Consider the following 16,077-nt stretch of genomic DNA (forward strand, 5'->3'; position numbering starts at 1 on the left):
TGGATACAGTAGAGGGAAAGAGGGAGATATATGCCAAGAGTAACCGTTTTAGGGTACGGAAGTTTTGAAGTGGCAAAAGGGAAAAAGCTTGTCTTGGCACTCGAAGACAACGGTATAAATATTCTTCATCGGTGCGGCGGGAAAGCTAAATGCACGACTTGCAGAGTAGAAGTACTCGAAGGAGAATATTGCGATTTAACAACCGCGGAGAAAAATGCATACTCAGAAAGTTCAATTGAAGATCATTTGCGCTTATCTTGCCAAATTCGTGTAAATGAAGATGTCACCGTTCGGCCAATACTAACGGTAGAAAGTTCAGGACAAGAAGCAGGACCTCGACCCGCAGAGTAGTCATGTAATTGAAAAAAGCAGCGCGTGGAATGTTCACATGCTGTTTTTTGTATTTTTATCTAAAAAAATAACAAGAACAGCGACGGGGAGTAACAGCTGTTCTTGTTCAAGTAAAATACCTACGGAATGATTCCTTTAAATTTTAGCATTCTGTAAGGCGGGAAGTAAATCACTCAAAAGAGTGATTATAAAGGCTTTTTTCGAACCGTTATCTGTAAATAGATTTAATTGGATTCTTCAATCACATCTCCACTTTTGTAAATATGATACCAGCCTATGGTACCTGATCCCCCTTGATCCATCCAGTCTTTATTTTTTGCTACGAATCTATAGTAAGCTTTATCGTTGTTATCTTTCCGTAAGCGGTCGTCTGTACTAAAGACAATGTTGTCACCGAGTTCTTTTTTACCGAATGTAATGGCCGTGCTGACAGGGAATTGCTTTCTTTCTACCTTGTTCTCATCTAAAGCTGCCCATGTTAAGGGGCCAACAATACCATCTGGAGACAGGCGGTGATCGGTTTGAAATTCTTTTACTACATTTTGCGTTCGCGTACCGAAAATGCCATCAACGGATGTGTTATACTTCACATCCTTTAAGCTTTGCTGTAAGTCTCTTACGTAGCTAGAGTGAGAACCTTTACGAAGCGTAGGCCTCGTTTCTGCTTTAGCTTCAATTTTTTTTGAGTAGGTATCTTTAGCAGCTGCTTCACTAGTTGGAGTGCTGAATGCTACGCATGTTGTTGCAAGCGCAAGAGTAGAAAGTGTGACAAGTGTTTTTTTCGTTAACATGAAATAACCTCCTTGTTTTTAGCAACTATTTGTCGCTTTTCATGAGCTTTATAACTAATTAGTAGCTATAAAGTCAATTTATTATAGCGCAGACAATTTTCTATTTGTTTTTATATTCCTATGATTATATAAGATAGTCATAAAAAACTAGTGAAGTAGATAAATCGTTCTATGTTTTCACTATAATTTCATTTTTCTCTGTTACAGTACGGAAGGGAAAAACAGCAGGTTTGAGCGTCTTGTGTACCTGGAGTATGTCTTGCTCTATAACGCTCATAATAAATGAATGAAAAGACTGCAAAGGGAATTTAGATCTCTTTGCAGTCTCTTCATGTTCAAAAGCCCTGCGTTTCAAATAATAACCAGAAAGGAATTATGTGATGTCACCTCTGTATTCCCAGCATATAAGGAATCTTTTTTCGAAGCAAAAGTCTAATAAATTATCGCGTAAACAAATCTTTCTCTATATACTAGGAATTTGCTGTTTGTGTATAGCGCTAATAGTAACGAACCATAATTATTCGCTTTATAAAAAACCGATAGCCGAGGTAGTGAAGGCGAATGTTGTAGAACAAAACAAATCTACTGATTTAAATCGCAACAAAGATGCCGTATATTCTCAAAAAATTGTTGCTAAAATCATGAACGGGAAATATAAAGGAAGGCTTATTCATTTAGAGAATACGTACTCATACTCAGGTGCTTATGATCAAAAGTATACTGTCGGAACAGATCTTTTTGTCTCCTTAGAAAAGAATTCACAGCATGCTTTAAGCGGCACGATTGAAGGAGTGAAGCGGGACACGCAGGTTACCGCTGTCGCGGGCTTATTTATACTAATTTTGCTGGCGATTGGAAAAAAACAAGGTTTTTATTCAATTATCAGCTTACTTATTAATATTGTTCTTTTAATCGGGGCCCTCAATGTATATCTAGCACTAGGGAATGTGAGCTTGCTAGCTGTATGTATTGTTGCGGTCGTTCTTTTTACGGTTATTTCTTTGTTATTAGTAAGCGGTAATAAAGAAAAAACGCATGTAGCAATTATTTCAACTTTAATAGGTACATTTGTTTCTCTATTAATTGCTTACATCGTCATGCAGCTAACAGATTCGAACGGTCTTCATTATGAAGGAATGGAGTTTGTGACGATTCCTCCTCAAAAAATATTTATGAGTGAGGTATTAATCGGATCATTGGGAGCTGTCATGGATGTAGCGATTACCATTACTTCTTCTGTTTATGAACTATATGAAAAGAATAAAGAGATAGCGCACAAAGATTTACTGAAATCGGGCAAGGAAATTGGCGGAGACATTATGGGAGCTATGACGAATATTTTATTTTTTTCGTATATAAGCGGAACAATCCCAATGGTTCTTCTTTATTTAAAGAATGGCTCTCCTTTAGGATATACGTTTTCGATGAATTTCTCCTTGGAGTTAATCCGTGCTCTTACTGGCAGCATTGGCATTGTTTTAACGATTCCAATTACACTCTATCTTTCGATTCTTTTTATTTTTAGGAAGGGGAACAGAAAGTGAACGTTTTACTATTGCTTGCTCTTATTTTATTTATTCTGATGAGTATTGTGGGCGGAAAAAAAGGGATTAGATCTTTCCTTGCTTTGTTCTTGAATTTTGGCGTTATTTTTCTAACCATTCTCTTTATGCTGTCTATAAAAAATACGATTGTTGTTACGTTGATAGCTTGTACAATCATTAGCTGCATTAATTTATTTTATATCAATAAATTCAATCATAAAACGCTTGCTGCGTTTGTTTCAACAATTATTACCTTAGCTGTTTTAGTGTTCTTTATTTTTATTATTGAACATCATGCAATGATTCAAGGATTTGGAGAAGAACAGGAAGAAGAAATTAACGCTTTTTCACTTTATGTTGGCATTGATTTTGCTAAAATAGCCATTTGTACAATTATTATGGGTGCCATAGGAGCGATCATTGATATTTCGCTATCTATTTCGTCTTCTATGAATGAGTTATTTGTTCATGATCCGTCCGTAACTAAAAAAAATCTCTTCAATTCTGGTTTGAAAATCGGAAGAGATATTTTGGGCACCACAACCAATACACTGTATTTTGCCTTTGTAGGCGGGTATTTGACGTTAATTATCTGGTTTAAGAGATTGTCGTATTCGTTTGGAGACATTATCAATTCAAAAACCTTTTGTGCAGAAGTCATTTCTATTTTAAGCGGAGGCATTGGTGTAGCCATTATTATTCCGATTACTTCTTGGATTAGCGCTTCTATTTTCTTACAAAAAAGAGAAAAAGGGAAGCAGTACAAGAAAATAAAGTAGAGAAGCGTATGGACAAATAAAAACAAAAAGTCATAAGAAACTGCCCCTCCAATGGTTAACCATTGGAGGGGCAGTTCAAATTGACCTTGACCTATTTGTGGGATTTTGAGAGGAAACTAGGCGGAGGATGGGAGTTGTAATAGCATTAAGGATTACAATCTGTTTTTCTTACTGATAGATAATGCGAAAAGGCCAAGAAGCAGAATTTACAGGAGAAGCAGCTTTTACAAGGACCGTCTCACCATTAGCTGGAAGCAGATTCTTAAAAGCATAAATTCTGCGTTCACCTCTTGGAGATCCACGTCCTCGAGAGATCTTTTGAGTTATAATATTTCGTTCATTGTTTGGATCAAGTATCCAGTGTACGTACCAAATCTGCCGTAAAAATTGTCTATTTGTACTTTGCGGACGTTCATCAAATATACAGTGATTCACTTGGCCTGTCCAATATAGATATCGCCCGTTTCCTATATGCCATTCATCTCCTGACCGATATCTGATTCCTACACATTCACCCGGGTAGATAACATCGGGGATGTTGTAATGACTTTCTCTTTGACAGCTAGGGTCACTATATTGTGTATAAGGTGTGACTTCTACTTTTTCTAACTGATTTTTTCTAAAATACAAATATTGCTGCGTGACTTGCCCTGTCGTTCGATTTACGGCTCGGTGACTTAGAAGAATACCATTATAGGTCTGTAACTTTGTGTTATCGATGCTTCTTGTAACCGTTAAGGTACCGCCATTTGAGCTTATGACGCCGCCTACTAATCTTCCATTATGAACACAGTACCCGTTTCTGCATGATGAACCGGCATTAGCTCGATATAGAACTCCTACGCATGTCCCACTAGTAATTAGAGTCAATTATATTCACCTCACATTTCAACGTTGTTTATAAGAATAGCTTTCGAAAGTACTTTTCGCGTGAAGTAATTTCTATAGATCATCCGGGCCATATCGATAGGAAGGCTGTGTTTGAATAAAATAGCCATTTCGTACTTGAGCTACCCAGTTTTGAAATATTTCTCTCCATTCAACACGGTTAAAAAACTCATCAAGCGGCTTTGAAGAATCCCATTCAATGATAAAGAACGGAACTACTGATGGATTCCATACGCCTATACTATTGACACCTGATTCTTTGATAAGAAGTAAAGGCAGGCCTCGTTGGTAACCCATGCTTGGCTCTATTTGTAAAAATGGAGCGCCTTCCCATGATGGTGGCGGAGGTGTACCGCCGGGAATATTCGTCATGGTATAATTGGCGAAGACTTGCTGCATATTCACCGCGATCAACCCATAGCTAGAGAGTATCATTCGGCGAACGCTTGTTATCGTTTTATTAGGATATTGCTCTGTATCAGGAAGTGTGCGAGGGAAAAGAAGAGCACGTTCAATTTCATCGATTAAGCGATTAAGAAATCTTGTTTGAGTAGTATTAAGCATAGACGGGTGGCTGAGGAATACAGGGATTTTATAAGCTCTGTCGGCTGTATTTTTTAAAGGGATTTTAGGGGAAGCAGAGGGGGATACTTTATTGTCTCTAAGAGAGTAAGGCTTGTCTACATAATATTTACCATCTTGCGGATTATAATAGGAATAATGTTTTTTAATCGTAATCATCCTTTCTTATTTTTCTCTATATTTTATTCAAATAGACAAAATAAGTATGTATGTTTGTCCAAGGACATTAGTAGCATTTTTACGAGAAAACATACCTATATTATCGTATGCTAGATTTGACTTAAATTAGTAGGAAAAAATAATTTCTTTAAATCAAATCCTTAAACAACTACTAAATCACTTTTTGTTCACTAAAAAATTGTAAATCAGTTAGAAATCAATTATAGTAATGAAGCATTAATACATAAGCCCATTATTATACATCAGCTGAAAGGGAGTAGGAGGTGTTCATTAATGAGTACAAAATCTATAGATAGTATTGAAAAGGCAGCCCACATCCTAAAATTATTGGGGGATAAAACAAGGCTTTCGATGGTGAAATTAATAGAGAACAATGAATGCTGTGTGTGTGAGTTCGTAGGTATCTATCAAGCTAGCCAACCTTCAATTAGTCAACATTTACGAAAATTAAGAGATGCTGAGCTTGTGAAGGAAAGAAGAAAAGGGCAATGGGTTTTTTATTCTCTTAATAAAGAAAGCCAGCACTATGAATTTGTTCTGGGCATACTTGAATCTGTACCAAGTCAGGACAAACGTTTAAAAGAGCTAGAAAAACAAGGACTGCGTATTAGTTGTTGTGAATAATTGGAGGTTTAAAAAGTGGCATCAGTTGTACTAGCATCATTGATTTTTTTAGTAACATTAATTTTTGTCATTTGGCAGCCGAAGAATTTATCAATCGGCTGGTCGGCTTGCGGGGGAGCTATTCTTGCTTTACTGGCAGGCGTTGTTGATTTTCAAGACGTGCTTGAGGTAACCAGCATTGTGTGGAATGCGACTCTTACGTTTATTGCTATTATTATTATTTCTTTAATTTTAGATGAAATTGGTTTCTTTGAATGGGCAGCGCTTCATATGGCTAGAGCTGCAGGAGGGAACGGTGGGCGTATGTTTGTTTACGTGTCTCTTCTTGGAGCCGTTGTAGCAGCGCTATTTGCTAATGACGGAGCAGCTTTGATTTTAACACCCATTGTTTTAGCTATGGTTCGGGCATTAAAGTTCGACGATAAAATGGTTTTTCCGTTTATTATCGCAAGTGGATTTATTGCGGATACAACTTCGCTGCCGCTTGTTGTTAGTAACTTAGTGAATATCGTATCGGCCGACTTCTTTGGTATTAGCTTTTCTGAATTTGCATCACGCATGATTGTTCCAGATTTAGTTTCTCTGTTTGCAAGTATTATGGTCTTGTATGTGTATTTTCGCAAAAGAATCCCTAAGAAATACAATGTAGCAGATTTGCAGAAGCCAGTGGATGCCATCAAAGATGAAAAGATGTTCCGGCTATCTGGAATTGTCTTAGTTTTGTTAGTACTAGGCTATTTAATTGGAGAATTCTTTAGCGTCCCTGTTTCGATCATCGCAGGTATTATCGCTATCCTATTTTTGATGATGGCCAAAAAAAGCCGAGCGGTTCATACAAAAAAAGTGTTACAGGGAGCTCCGTGGGCGATTGTCTTTTTCTCTATCGGCATGTATGTTGTTGTATACGGCTTGCGTAATGCTGGTTTAACAGAAATTCTGGCTGACGTGATACAAGCAACGGCCAGTCATGGACTGTTTGCAGCAACGATCGGTATGGGATTCACTGCGGCTATTCTTTCATCGATTATGAACAATATGCCAACCGTTATGATTGATGCACTAGCAATCGATGCCACACACGCAGCTGGAACAATCAAGGAAGCGCTCGTTTATGCAAATGTCATTGGATCGGATTTAGGACCAAAAATTACCCCGATAGGCTCTTTAGCGACGCTTTTATGGCTTCATGTTCTGTCAACAAAAGGCGTGAAAATTTCCTGGGGAACGTATCTTAAAACGGGGATTATCTTAACGATTCCGACATTGTTTATTACGCTTGTTGGTTTGTATATGTGGTTATTGATTATTTCATAACGCGTGCTAAAGGAGATTTGTTTTAGTCGATATGATAATGACTGTGCCAGAAAAATTCAGATGTGTATCGAAGCTGTAGAAAATGATCTACAGCTTTTTTATTGAAAAATTATAACGGACACTGACACGCTTTTAAAATGGAATATGTATTTCTCATTGAAACTACTTTTCTCCCCATTCATACTCCAACAGCTCTTTCTATGATAAAATAATAAAACTGACTAAGTTTCACATGGAAATTTGAAATGTAAGGTGATTAAATACATGAAGTTAATTATTGCAGAAAAGCCGGATCAAGGATCGACGCTAGCTTCACAGTTCAAGCCGAAGCGTCACGACGGCTATTTAGAGATTCCACCGAATGAAGTGTTTACAGACGGAGCATATGTGACGTGGGCAGTGGGGCATTTATGTCAGCTTGTAAGTCCGGAAGATTATAAGCCGGAGTGGAAAAAGTGGTCAATTGACACGCTGCCAATGATTCCAGACCGTTTTCAATATGAAGTGACGCGCTCAAAAGCAAAGCAGTTTCAAGTGGTAAAAAAATTGCTTAAAAAGCCGACGGTCACAGAAATCATACATGCGGGAGATGCGGGGCGCGAAGGAGAATTAATCGTCCGTAATATCATTCAGCTGTCAGGTGTTCATAAGCCGATGAAACGATTGTGGATTTCTTCTTTAACGCCAAAAGCCATTTATGATGGTTTTCAACAATTAAAAGATGAAAGCGATACGCGCAACCTTTATTATGAAGCCTATACAAGAGCATGTGCAGATTGGGTCGTTGGGATGAATGCTTCACGGGTGTATAGCATTTTGTTAAAAAAGCATGGCATGTCAGATGTTTTTTCAGCAGGACGCGTGCAGACGCCAACGCTTGCTTTAATTGTAAAGCGTGAAAAGGAAATTGATAACTTTAAATCAGAGCCTTTTTGGGAAGTGCTTGCTAAGTTTGATATTGAAGGAAAGAAGTATGAAGGCAAATGGCATCAAGACGGAGAATCACGTCTCAAAGAAAAAGAGATGGCATATAAAATTGCTCAGTTTTGCGAAGGAAAAGACGCGGAAGTTCATGAACTCGTAACGGAGCGAAAAGAGTTCCAGCCGCCTTTATTATTTAATCTATCATCACTTCAAGCAACGGCGAATAAAGCGTTTAAGTTTTCACCTAAAAAGACGCTTGATGTGCTGCAAGGGCTGTATCAGAAAGGAATTGTTTCTTATCCGAGATCAGACTCAAACTACGTAACAGAAGGTGAAGCAGAAACGTTTCCTGAGATTTTAGAAAAGCTGAGCGCTTTTTCTGAATACGAACATTTATTTCCGCTTCCTTACTCTTCGATTCTAGGAAATAAACGCTATGTAAATGCAAAAAAAGTGAGTGATCACTATGCGATCATTCCAACGGAACAAGTGAAGGACCCGAGCAAACTGTCAGGAGACGAACAGAAAATTTACGACTTAGTCGTAAGACGGCTAATTGCAGCACACTATGAAAAAGCGATTTTTGACTATACAACCATTACGACACTGGTGGAAAAGCGAGCCGCCTTTATTTCAAAAGGAAAGCAGCAAATTCAAGAAGGCTGGCGCAAAGTAATTTTTCAAAATGAGAAAGACGATGATGTTATCCTTCCGAATGTCCAAGAAGGTGAAGAAGGTAAAGTTGTTAAAGTAGACGTAAAAGAAGGTAAAACACAGCCGCCAAAACGCTACACGGAAGGTCAATTGATTACACTGATGAAGACGGCGGGTAAGCATTTAGATAATGACGAGCTTGAGAAGATTTTAGCAAAATCAGAAGGCTTAGGGACGGAAGCTACGCGCGCTGGAATCATTACAATGCTTAAAGATCGTAAATATATTGATGTGAAAAAAAACCAAGTATTTGCGACTGATAAAGGAAAGGTATTGATTGACGCGATTGGAGATAAAATTTTAGCTTCTCCAGAAATGACGGCTAAGTGGGAGCAGCGTTTAGCTGAAATTGGTGAAGGAACAGCATCAGCCGCTGCCTTTATGGAACAAACAAAGAAGCTGTCAGCTAAAATTATCGAAGATGCTGTCGAAGCAGAAAGCAAGTGGAACTTCAGCGGATACGATACTGAATCCATTCAGCGAAAAGGTAAGGGCAAAGGTAAAGGTTTTTCTTCTAAATCGTTTGGTTCATGTAAGCTTTGCGATGGAAAAGTAGTCGATAAAGGCTCCTTTTACGGATGCTCAAACTATGCAAAAACAAAATGCACGTTTACCGTATCAAAAAAGATTTTAGGTAAAACAGTCACGCAGGCTAATTTAAAAAAGCTGCTAAGCGAAGGACAGACAGATTTGATTGAAGGGTTTAAAAAAGGTGATAAAACCTTTAACGCTAAGTTAGAATGGAAAGAAAATAAAGTGCAGTTTTTATTTGAAAAATAGAAGGATAAAAAGCGCTTGCTAAAGAGCAAGCGCTTTTTGTATGTAAAAAACAGGAGTTTTCCAGCCTTTCTAGAATTTCTTACATAGTTATTTATGCAAAGGATGAGATTGATGAAACGAACGAGTAAAGGGATGATTCCGTTTTGGGATTATATAGGTATTGAAGAAAAGCTGCTTGAAAAAGGATATGCGGAGTTAAAAATCACGATTCAGCCGCAGCTTCTGCAGGGAAGAGGAACGGTTCATGGAGGCGTTATTGCTACGCTTATCGACGCGGCGGTTGGTTCAGCTGTGCGGTCTTCTCTTTCTGAAGAGGAAAGTGCCAGTACAGTTGAGTTAAAAGTAAATTACACAAGGCCGGGTATAGGTGATTATTTAGTTGCTAAATCTACACTGTCTCACCGCGGCAAAACGCTTGCTGTTGGAGAAGTGAAAATTGAAGACAGCAGCGGCAAGCTTGTTGCGCTTGGCAGTGCAACATATATGATTTTTTCAGCAAAAAAAGCTTAGGATTCTAAGCTTTTTTTGCTGAATTCAGCTGCTGACTAATACATGCAATAATTGTTTTATAATAAGCTTCGGGATGAGGAGCAAATTCACTTTTATGTGCTGTACGGTGGATAGGCTCTTTTTCATTTGTTATCCCTTCAACGATAAGTTCTGTTTGATTTCCAAGCCATAGTTCGCAAAAGTTAGAAAAAGGTGCTTTTACAAGTCCTGATACTTCTTCTTGCTGCAACGTAAAAGCACTAAGAGGATAAGAGTTGTGGTATAAAAATATGTGTGCAAATTCTTTATCAATATAGTGCGGCTGAGATACTTCGTATTTAAAGACATCTAAAGGAAGCAATTCATCAAATGAAATGTTGACGCCGAGCTCTTCGTGAATTTCTCTTACACCGTCCTCAGCGGTTTCTGTATGAAGCAAATGTCCGGCAGCTGTGATATCAAGCGCGCCGGGATAATCTTGTTTTTGTTCGCTGCGAATTTGGAAGTAAATATAGTCTGTATCATTTTCGCGGCTGACAAACCAGCAGTGAAACGCTTCGTGCCAATAGCCTTTTTCGTGAACTTCTTTGCGAGACGCTGTTCCTATGCGATCCTGTTGGTCGTTAAATATGGTTAACACTTCATCGTTCATCATAAGTCCCCCAATTTGTTTCCTACTTCTTTCTACTCTAACCTGCCGTGAAAGGTATGTAAATAATGGAAGATGAAAATCTGCTTTGATACGTACAAATATGCACAAAATAAAAGATACATCAATTTTAGTAAAGAAGGTGCATGCGTTGAATCATTGGATGGAAGTAGTACTTCGTTCAGTGTTGATTTTACTTGGTTTGTTTTTTATTACAAAGCTGTTAGGTAAAAAACAGTTATCCAAACTTTCTTTTTTTGAATATATCGTTGGCATTACAATTGGAGATATTGCAGGAACAATTTCAATGGATGTAGATTTACAGGCAAGTCATGGCGTAGTAGCAATTTTAGTTTGGGCATCATTTCTTATTGTTGTCTCAAACATATCGTTAAAAAGCATCACCTTTCGAAAAGCGGTGGAAGGCACGACAACGATCCTCATTAAAGAAGGAAAAATCCTTGAGGAAAATGTAAAAAAAGAAAAATATACAGTAGATGAGCTCATGGAGCAGCTTCGGAAAAAAGACATTTTTTATGTGGAAGACGTCGCTTTTGCCATGCTGGAAACAAACGGCGAATTAAGCGTGCTGTTAAAAAAAGAAAAGCAAAACGTTACGAGAGAAGATTTATTAATAAAAGGAGAGGCGACACGATTACCTCAAACGATTATCATGGACGGAAATATAATGAAAGAAGCGGTTCATGAGCTGGGATATAGCGTAGCGTGGGTTAAAGAGCAGCTTAAAAAGAAAGGTGCCAAAGTCGATAAGGTATTTTTAGGGCAAGCAGACTCAACAGGCCATTTGTATCTTGATTATTATGAAGACTGAGGCTAGGACAAACGTATTTTAGCCTAAGTGAAAAACGAACCACTAATCAACATGTTGATTAGTGGTTCGTTTTTTTGTGATGGTAAGTATAGTTTTATCTGTTTCGTTCCCCCTAGCAGTTGATTGGAGGGCAAGGTGAAGACTCCTACGGGAAAAGCGGATCAGGTGAGACCCCGCAGGAGCGCAAGCGACGAGGAGGCTCAGCGGCCGCCCGCGGAAAGCGAAGCCTTGCACGAAAATCAACTGCGGTGTCACAAGCAGTCCAGCTCATGTATCTCATTTGTTCGCCTTTAGGCTGGATTCATTTCGTTATATCTCAGCCTCAGCGGGGATCTACTTCTCGTTCAGATTTTATGTCGATGACTTTAAGGCTGTCTTTTGGTGCTTTAATATCTTTACTTGCAGGCGCTGCTTTTTTATTTTCTACCCAGTCTACTAACAAATCAAAAGATTGATGAGCATATGGAAGTAGGGGCTGAAGCTCTTGATTTGGATCCGTTTGTTTATTCCACACTAAGCTATCAACGTGATTTCCGTTTTTTACGGTATAAAGGCGATGAAGATTTGCCTTGCCAGCTTTTTTAACGAGTTTTTCATAGCCTTCCGCGTGAATAGACGGGAAGATAAGTGAGTCGAGAGAGCCGGTCATACTGATAAGAGGTACATCGATATCACCTGTATTTTCTACTTTTGCTACATTTTCTTTTACGCTTTTTGGTCGGGTTTGGTAGCGATAATTTTCAAAGATGTAGTCCCATGAGCGGTCCCGTAGGCCTGATGAAGTAAAGTTTAAGTAGTTGTGCCAGTTTGTTCTTCCGGGAGCTGTTGGATCAAAGTGATCACGGTAAATATTTAAAGTGATCGCCCAGTACACTTGATCATGATAATTCCATAGTTTTTCTGATCCTTTCGGAAGGCCGGCTTTATACATTTGTTTAATCGCTTTTTTCTGCTCTTTTCCCGTTCCGTACAGCGCTTCTTCTGCGTTGTTGACAACAGGTGTTAGTGAACTGATTAAATTTGGCGCTTTTGCACTCCACAATACGCCTTCCCAATCGACGCCTCCATCAAATAAACGAGGCTCTTTTGTTTGTTTTGGATCATCGTGCTCAAGTGCGTATCTGACGACATATCCACCGTTTGAAATGCCAATTGCATATGTTGGTACTTTATGATCGTTTCGAATCAAATCGCTTGCAGGGTTTTTTCGATTGGCCGGGTCGATTAGTTTGTCCGAATAATGAGTAGTCAGATATTGCTGGGCTGCTTTTGTCATTTGGCGATAGCGCATATTCCATTCTGCTACGCTGTCGTCTTCATTGGCAAGTGCATTTTTTACTTTAGCAAAAGGATCGGTAGGATCACTTTCTCCTTGTGTTCCTTTATCAATTGCAGCAAACGCATAGCCCTTTTTAAGAACGTAATCGCTGAATAATAAATCGGTGGACGTTTCGTTACGCGTAGCAGGAATGCCTGCTACCACAAGTTTTCCATTCCAGTTATCAGGAACCCGGATGACGAACTGAGCGTCTTCAAAAATTCCATTTACTTGCGTTCCTTTAACCGCAGCTGGCTGATTGATTCGATACCAGCCTGATTCATTTTCAGCTTTTCCCCAGTTATAAGGAGTAAGCCCGATGTTTCCATAGAGCGTAGCCTGCTGATATTGAGCCGGGTTTTTAGTCGTCAGCCAGTTCCCGTTCGCTCCGTCAAAATAGGTTTCTGCTGATTGATCAGCATTTGGAATTACATTTGTTTTGTTAGCAGCTTCAGCAAGAGATCCTGAAGCGGAAAAACAAAGAGCAGCAGAAAAAGTAAACGCTATCATTTTTCGTTTCACGTTTTTTCCTCCTCATAAAAATACTCATACCTTTTAAGTAAATTCCATAAAAAAGAAAAATGTCCTGTTTTAAAATCAATTTAGAAGAAAGTTTTTTCGTTTGTTACTAAGCTGTTTTTGTCTAACAAACAGGTAAAGTGCATCCAATTCTCTAGTTTCTTTTTAGGCTGCTTATATTATAATGAAACAAGGATTAAAAAAGACAGGGTAAAACAATCGATTAAATAAGTATAAAAGAAGGTAAGGGAGTAGGTCTATGAGTAGCTTTAACAGTCAGTTTTTGTATTCCATTACAATTATTCTATTGGGATACATACTAAAACGAACAAACCTCCTTCAGCAAAAAGACGGGGAAGCGTTAGCAAGAATTATTTTTAATATTACAATGCCTTGCTTGATTATCGTTACATTCAGCAGTATTAAAATTGATGGATCGCTTATTTTACTGTTAGTTATTGGGATTGTCTATGGCTTGCTGTTAGCTGCTGTCGGAGTTTTTGTTTTTCGAAAAGATGAGCGAAAAGTGAAAGGTATGCTAACGATGATGATTCCAGGGTTTAATATTGGAATGTTTGCTTATCCGTTAGTAGAAGGCATTTGGGGAAAAGAAGGGCTTAAATACTTTGGTATGTTTGATGTCGGAAATGCTTTTGTTATTTTTGTTTTATGCTATGTAATTGGCAGCTACTATTCAGGGGATGATATTGACATTGAATTTAAAAAGATTTTATACAAAGTATTAAAATCGATGCCGCTTCTTACCTATGTAATTATTTGTCTTCTTGCGATTATAGGTATTCATTTACCAGCATATGTATTAGACGTCTCAGGTATTATCTCTAAAGCGAATATGCCGCTTTCTCTTTTGCTTTTAGGCGTATATTTAAATTTTTCGTTCCAAAAAAGCTACTTGAAAAAAATTATCATGTTTTTAAGCATTCGCTATGTGATCGGACTTGGCGTAGGAATTGCGCTGTTTTTCTTGCTTCCATTTGAAGATATGTTCCGGTATACAATCTTAGTTTGCTTCATTCTACCCGTAGCGGGATCAGTTTTACCTTACGCAGTAGAATTCAAATACGATCAAAAATTTGTCGGAACCGTTTCAAATATGACGATTCTGCTGAGCTTTTTGCTGCTGTGGGGAATGACAAATATTTTAATGTGAATAACAAAGGACGCTCGCACTTGTGAGCGTCCTTTTTGATGAAAAAAGGATATTCCCAAATAAACAGAGGTAAGCTAGGAGAAGAGAAAATCCATCATACATACAACCTGACGGGAGGAAAAAACGTGGAGTCCTTAACTTTTGTTTTATTTGGCGCAACGGGTGATTTAGCAAAAAGAAAAATCTTTCCCGCTCTTTATAATTTATTTACAGACAAAAAGCTCCCTGATGCTATTTCTATTATTGGATCAGGGTACGAGCAGATGTCTCATGAGGATTTTAAAGAGCGTGTAAAGCAATCTATAAACGATTTTTCGAGACGAAAAATGGAAAGTAACGAAGAAGAATTTTTGTCCCTTTTTCATTATCAAGCAGTAGACGCAAGCAAAACAGAAGATTACAAACAGCTATTAAAGGTTGTGAATGAGCAAGAAACAAATCAAGGAAGTAAAGGAAATCGTTTGTTTTATTTGTCCGTAGCACCAGAATACTTCGATGTAATTGCTCTGCATATAAAAAAAAGCGGCTTGGATCAAACTGGAGGCTGGAAGCGTCTTATGATTGAGAAGCCGTTTGGACATGATCTTGCTTCAGCAAGAGAGCTTAATGAAAAGCTAAGCAGTACGTTTAAAGAAGAAGAAATTTATCGAATTGATCATTATTTAGGTAAACCGATGGTACAAAATTTAGAAGCGCTTGAATTTACGAACCCCGTCCTGCAATCGCTGTGGAATAACAAACACATTGCAAATGTGCAAATTACGGCAAGTGAAACAGTCGGTGTTGAAAATCGTGCAGGGTATTATGATCATACAGGGGCCATACGTGACATGATTCAAAATCATATGCTGCAGGTTCTCATGATGACAGCTATGCATCTTCCAAAACGAATTTGCTCAGAAAACATTTTAGAAGAAAAGCAAAAAGTCATGGAGTCACTAAGAAAAATCCAAGCGGAAGAAGTAGCTCGCGATGTTGTGCGGGGACAATATGGAAGCGGAGAAATTGATCACAAATCTGTTAGAGGATACAAAGAAGAGCCCGGCGTAGAAGGAGACTCTAAAAATGACACGTTCGTAGCAGCTCGCTTATGGATTGATAATCCATTTTGGAAAGGTGTTCCTTTTTATATTCGAACGGGCAAGCGAATGAAAGAAAAATCAACTCGTATCGTCATAGAATTTAAAGATTCTTTAAAAGGTCTGTATGAAACTCCTTATGATAAAGTAGCACCAAACTTATTTATTATTGAAATTAGCCCAAGCGAAAACGTCGCTTTGCAGCTTAACAGCAAAAATCCATTAAAAAATGGCGTTATTGAGCCGGTTCGTATTACGTTTTCAAGGGAAGAAGAAAGTGTGCCGGAGGCATATGAACGAATCATTTACGACGCATTAATCGGCGACTCCACATTTTTTGCGCATTGGAAAGAAGTTGAGCTATCTTGGCAATGGGTGCAGCCTGTATTAGATGCATTTGAGGCTGACATGCTGCCGCTTTATGAATATCCATCCGGTTCACAAGGCCCTGAAGAAGCGCAAAAATTAGTTGCACAAGAAGGCTTTAAATGGTGGCTCGATGACGATGAGCATGGGGAAGCACCTGGAGTGTTTTTGCCAATTTGAAAA

At 38.4% G+C, this 16,077-nt stretch carries 16 protein-coding genes; 10 read left to right on the top strand and 6 right to left on the bottom strand.

Annotated elements, in window-relative coordinates:
• Positions 1–30 precede the first annotated feature (30 nt).
• Positions 31–351: a 2Fe-2S iron-sulfur cluster-binding protein gene (locus ACOZIR_RS18830; RefSeq protein WP_029714556.1), complete on the top strand. Its 321-nt coding sequence runs from the start codon at positions 31–33 to the stop codon at positions 349–351.
• Between the two features lie 224 nt (positions 352–575).
• Here ACOZIR_RS18830 and ACOZIR_RS18835 read toward each other — a convergent pair whose 3' ends face one another.
• Positions 576–1,142: a peptidoglycan-binding domain-containing protein gene (locus tag ACOZIR_RS18835; RefSeq protein ID WP_310879154.1), complete on the bottom strand. Its 567-nt coding sequence runs from the start codon at positions 1,140–1,142 to the stop codon at positions 576–578.
• A gap of 551 nt (positions 1,143–1,693) precedes the next feature.
• On the opposite strand from ACOZIR_RS18835, the gene ACOZIR_RS18840 reads away from it, so the two are divergent.
• On the top strand, positions 1,694–2,686 hold the full coding sequence (locus tag ACOZIR_RS18840; protein WP_045289881.1) for a YibE/F family protein: 993 nt from the start codon (positions 1,694–1,696) through the stop codon (positions 2,684–2,686).
• Entirely contained in the window at positions 2,683–3,465 is a 783-nt protein-coding gene (locus tag ACOZIR_RS18845; RefSeq protein WP_045289433.1) for a YibE/F family protein, read from the top strand. Before ACOZIR_RS18840 ends, ACOZIR_RS18845 begins: the two co-directional genes overlap by 4 nt.
• Before the next feature lie 168 nt (positions 3,466–3,633).
• On the opposite strand, the gene ACOZIR_RS18850 is transcribed toward ACOZIR_RS18845, so the two are convergent.
• Complete coding sequence (locus tag ACOZIR_RS18850) at positions 3,634–4,335, bottom strand: hypothetical protein (RefSeq protein WP_328120736.1); 702 nt, start codon at positions 4,333–4,335, stop codon at positions 3,634–3,636.
• A 72-nt stretch (positions 4,336–4,407) separates the two neighbouring features.
• Positions 4,408–4,917, bottom strand: a complete 510-nt coding sequence (locus ACOZIR_RS18855) for a hypothetical protein (RefSeq protein ID WP_052942366.1) — start codon at positions 4,915–4,917, stop codon at positions 4,408–4,410.
• A 471-nt stretch (positions 4,918–5,388) separates the two neighbouring features.
• Here ACOZIR_RS18855 and ACOZIR_RS18860 point away from each other — a divergent pair, with 471 nt between their 5' ends.
• The 4 genes from ACOZIR_RS18860 (at position 5,389) to ACOZIR_RS18875 (ending at position 9,981) form a co-directional block, all read left to right on the top strand.
• Positions 5,389–5,739 carry an ArsR/SmtB family transcription factor gene (locus ACOZIR_RS18860; RefSeq protein WP_045289429.1) on the top strand — a complete coding sequence of 117 codons (351 nt, stop codon included), beginning with the start codon at positions 5,389–5,391 and terminating at the stop codon, positions 5,737–5,739.
• Positions 5,740–5,754: 15 nt separating this feature from the next.
• Positions 5,755–7,053, top strand: coding sequence for an arsenical efflux pump membrane protein ArsB (locus ACOZIR_RS18865; protein ID WP_045289427.1), 1,299 nt, complete (start codon positions 5,755–5,757; stop codon positions 7,051–7,053).
• Between the two features lie 264 nt (positions 7,054–7,317).
• Entirely contained in the window at positions 7,318–9,471 is a 2,154-nt protein-coding gene (locus tag ACOZIR_RS18870) for a DNA topoisomerase III (RefSeq protein WP_045289425.1), read from the top strand.
• Between the two features lie 111 nt (positions 9,472–9,582).
• On the top strand, positions 9,583–9,981 hold the full coding sequence (locus ACOZIR_RS18875) for a PaaI family thioesterase (protein WP_028413673.1): 399 nt from the start codon (positions 9,583–9,585) through the stop codon (positions 9,979–9,981).
• Positions 9,982–9,985: 4 nt separating this feature from the next.
• Here the strand turns inward: ACOZIR_RS18875 and ACOZIR_RS18880 are convergent, their stop codons facing one another.
• Entirely contained in the window at positions 9,986–10,615 is a 630-nt protein-coding gene (locus ACOZIR_RS18880; protein WP_052942361.1) for an NUDIX hydrolase, read from the bottom strand.
• 136 nt (positions 10,616–10,751) lie between these two features.
• Between ACOZIR_RS18880 and ACOZIR_RS18885 the strand changes: the two genes are divergently transcribed.
• Positions 10,752–11,441 (top strand): DUF421 domain-containing protein, encoded by a 690-nt coding sequence (locus ACOZIR_RS18885; RefSeq protein ID WP_237758366.1) that lies wholly within the window; start codon positions 10,752–10,754, stop codon positions 11,439–11,441.
• A 145-nt stretch (positions 11,442–11,586) separates the two neighbouring features.
• On the opposite strand, the gene ACOZIR_RS18890 is transcribed toward ACOZIR_RS18885, so the two are convergent.
• The gene (locus ACOZIR_RS18890; RefSeq protein ID WP_421535750.1) at positions 11,587–11,721 is read right to left on the bottom strand and encodes a hypothetical protein; all 135 of its coding nucleotides are present in this window, start codon (positions 11,719–11,721) and stop codon (positions 11,587–11,589) included.
• A gap of 42 nt (positions 11,722–11,763) precedes the next feature.
• Complete coding sequence (locus tag ACOZIR_RS18895; RefSeq protein WP_328120734.1) at positions 11,764–13,281, bottom strand: alpha/beta hydrolase; 1,518 nt, start codon at positions 13,279–13,281, stop codon at positions 11,764–11,766.
• Between the two features lie 256 nt (positions 13,282–13,537).
• On the opposite strand from ACOZIR_RS18895, the gene ACOZIR_RS18900 reads away from it, so the two are divergent.
• A complete protein-coding gene (locus ACOZIR_RS18900; RefSeq protein WP_045289416.1) occupies positions 13,538–14,449 on the top strand; it encodes an AEC family transporter in 912 nt (303 codons plus the stop codon).
• Between the two features lie 125 nt (positions 14,450–14,574).
• A complete protein-coding gene (gene zwf / locus ACOZIR_RS18905) occupies positions 14,575–16,074 on the top strand; it encodes a glucose-6-phosphate dehydrogenase (RefSeq protein ID WP_045289415.1) in 1,500 nt (499 codons plus the stop codon).
• Positions 16,075–16,077: the final 3 nt, after the last annotated feature.

This window comes from Priestia sp. D3YE.R1 (assembly GCF_049199565.1).
GTDB lineage: Bacteria > Bacillota > Bacilli > Bacillales > Bacillaceae_H > Priestia > Priestia aryabhattai.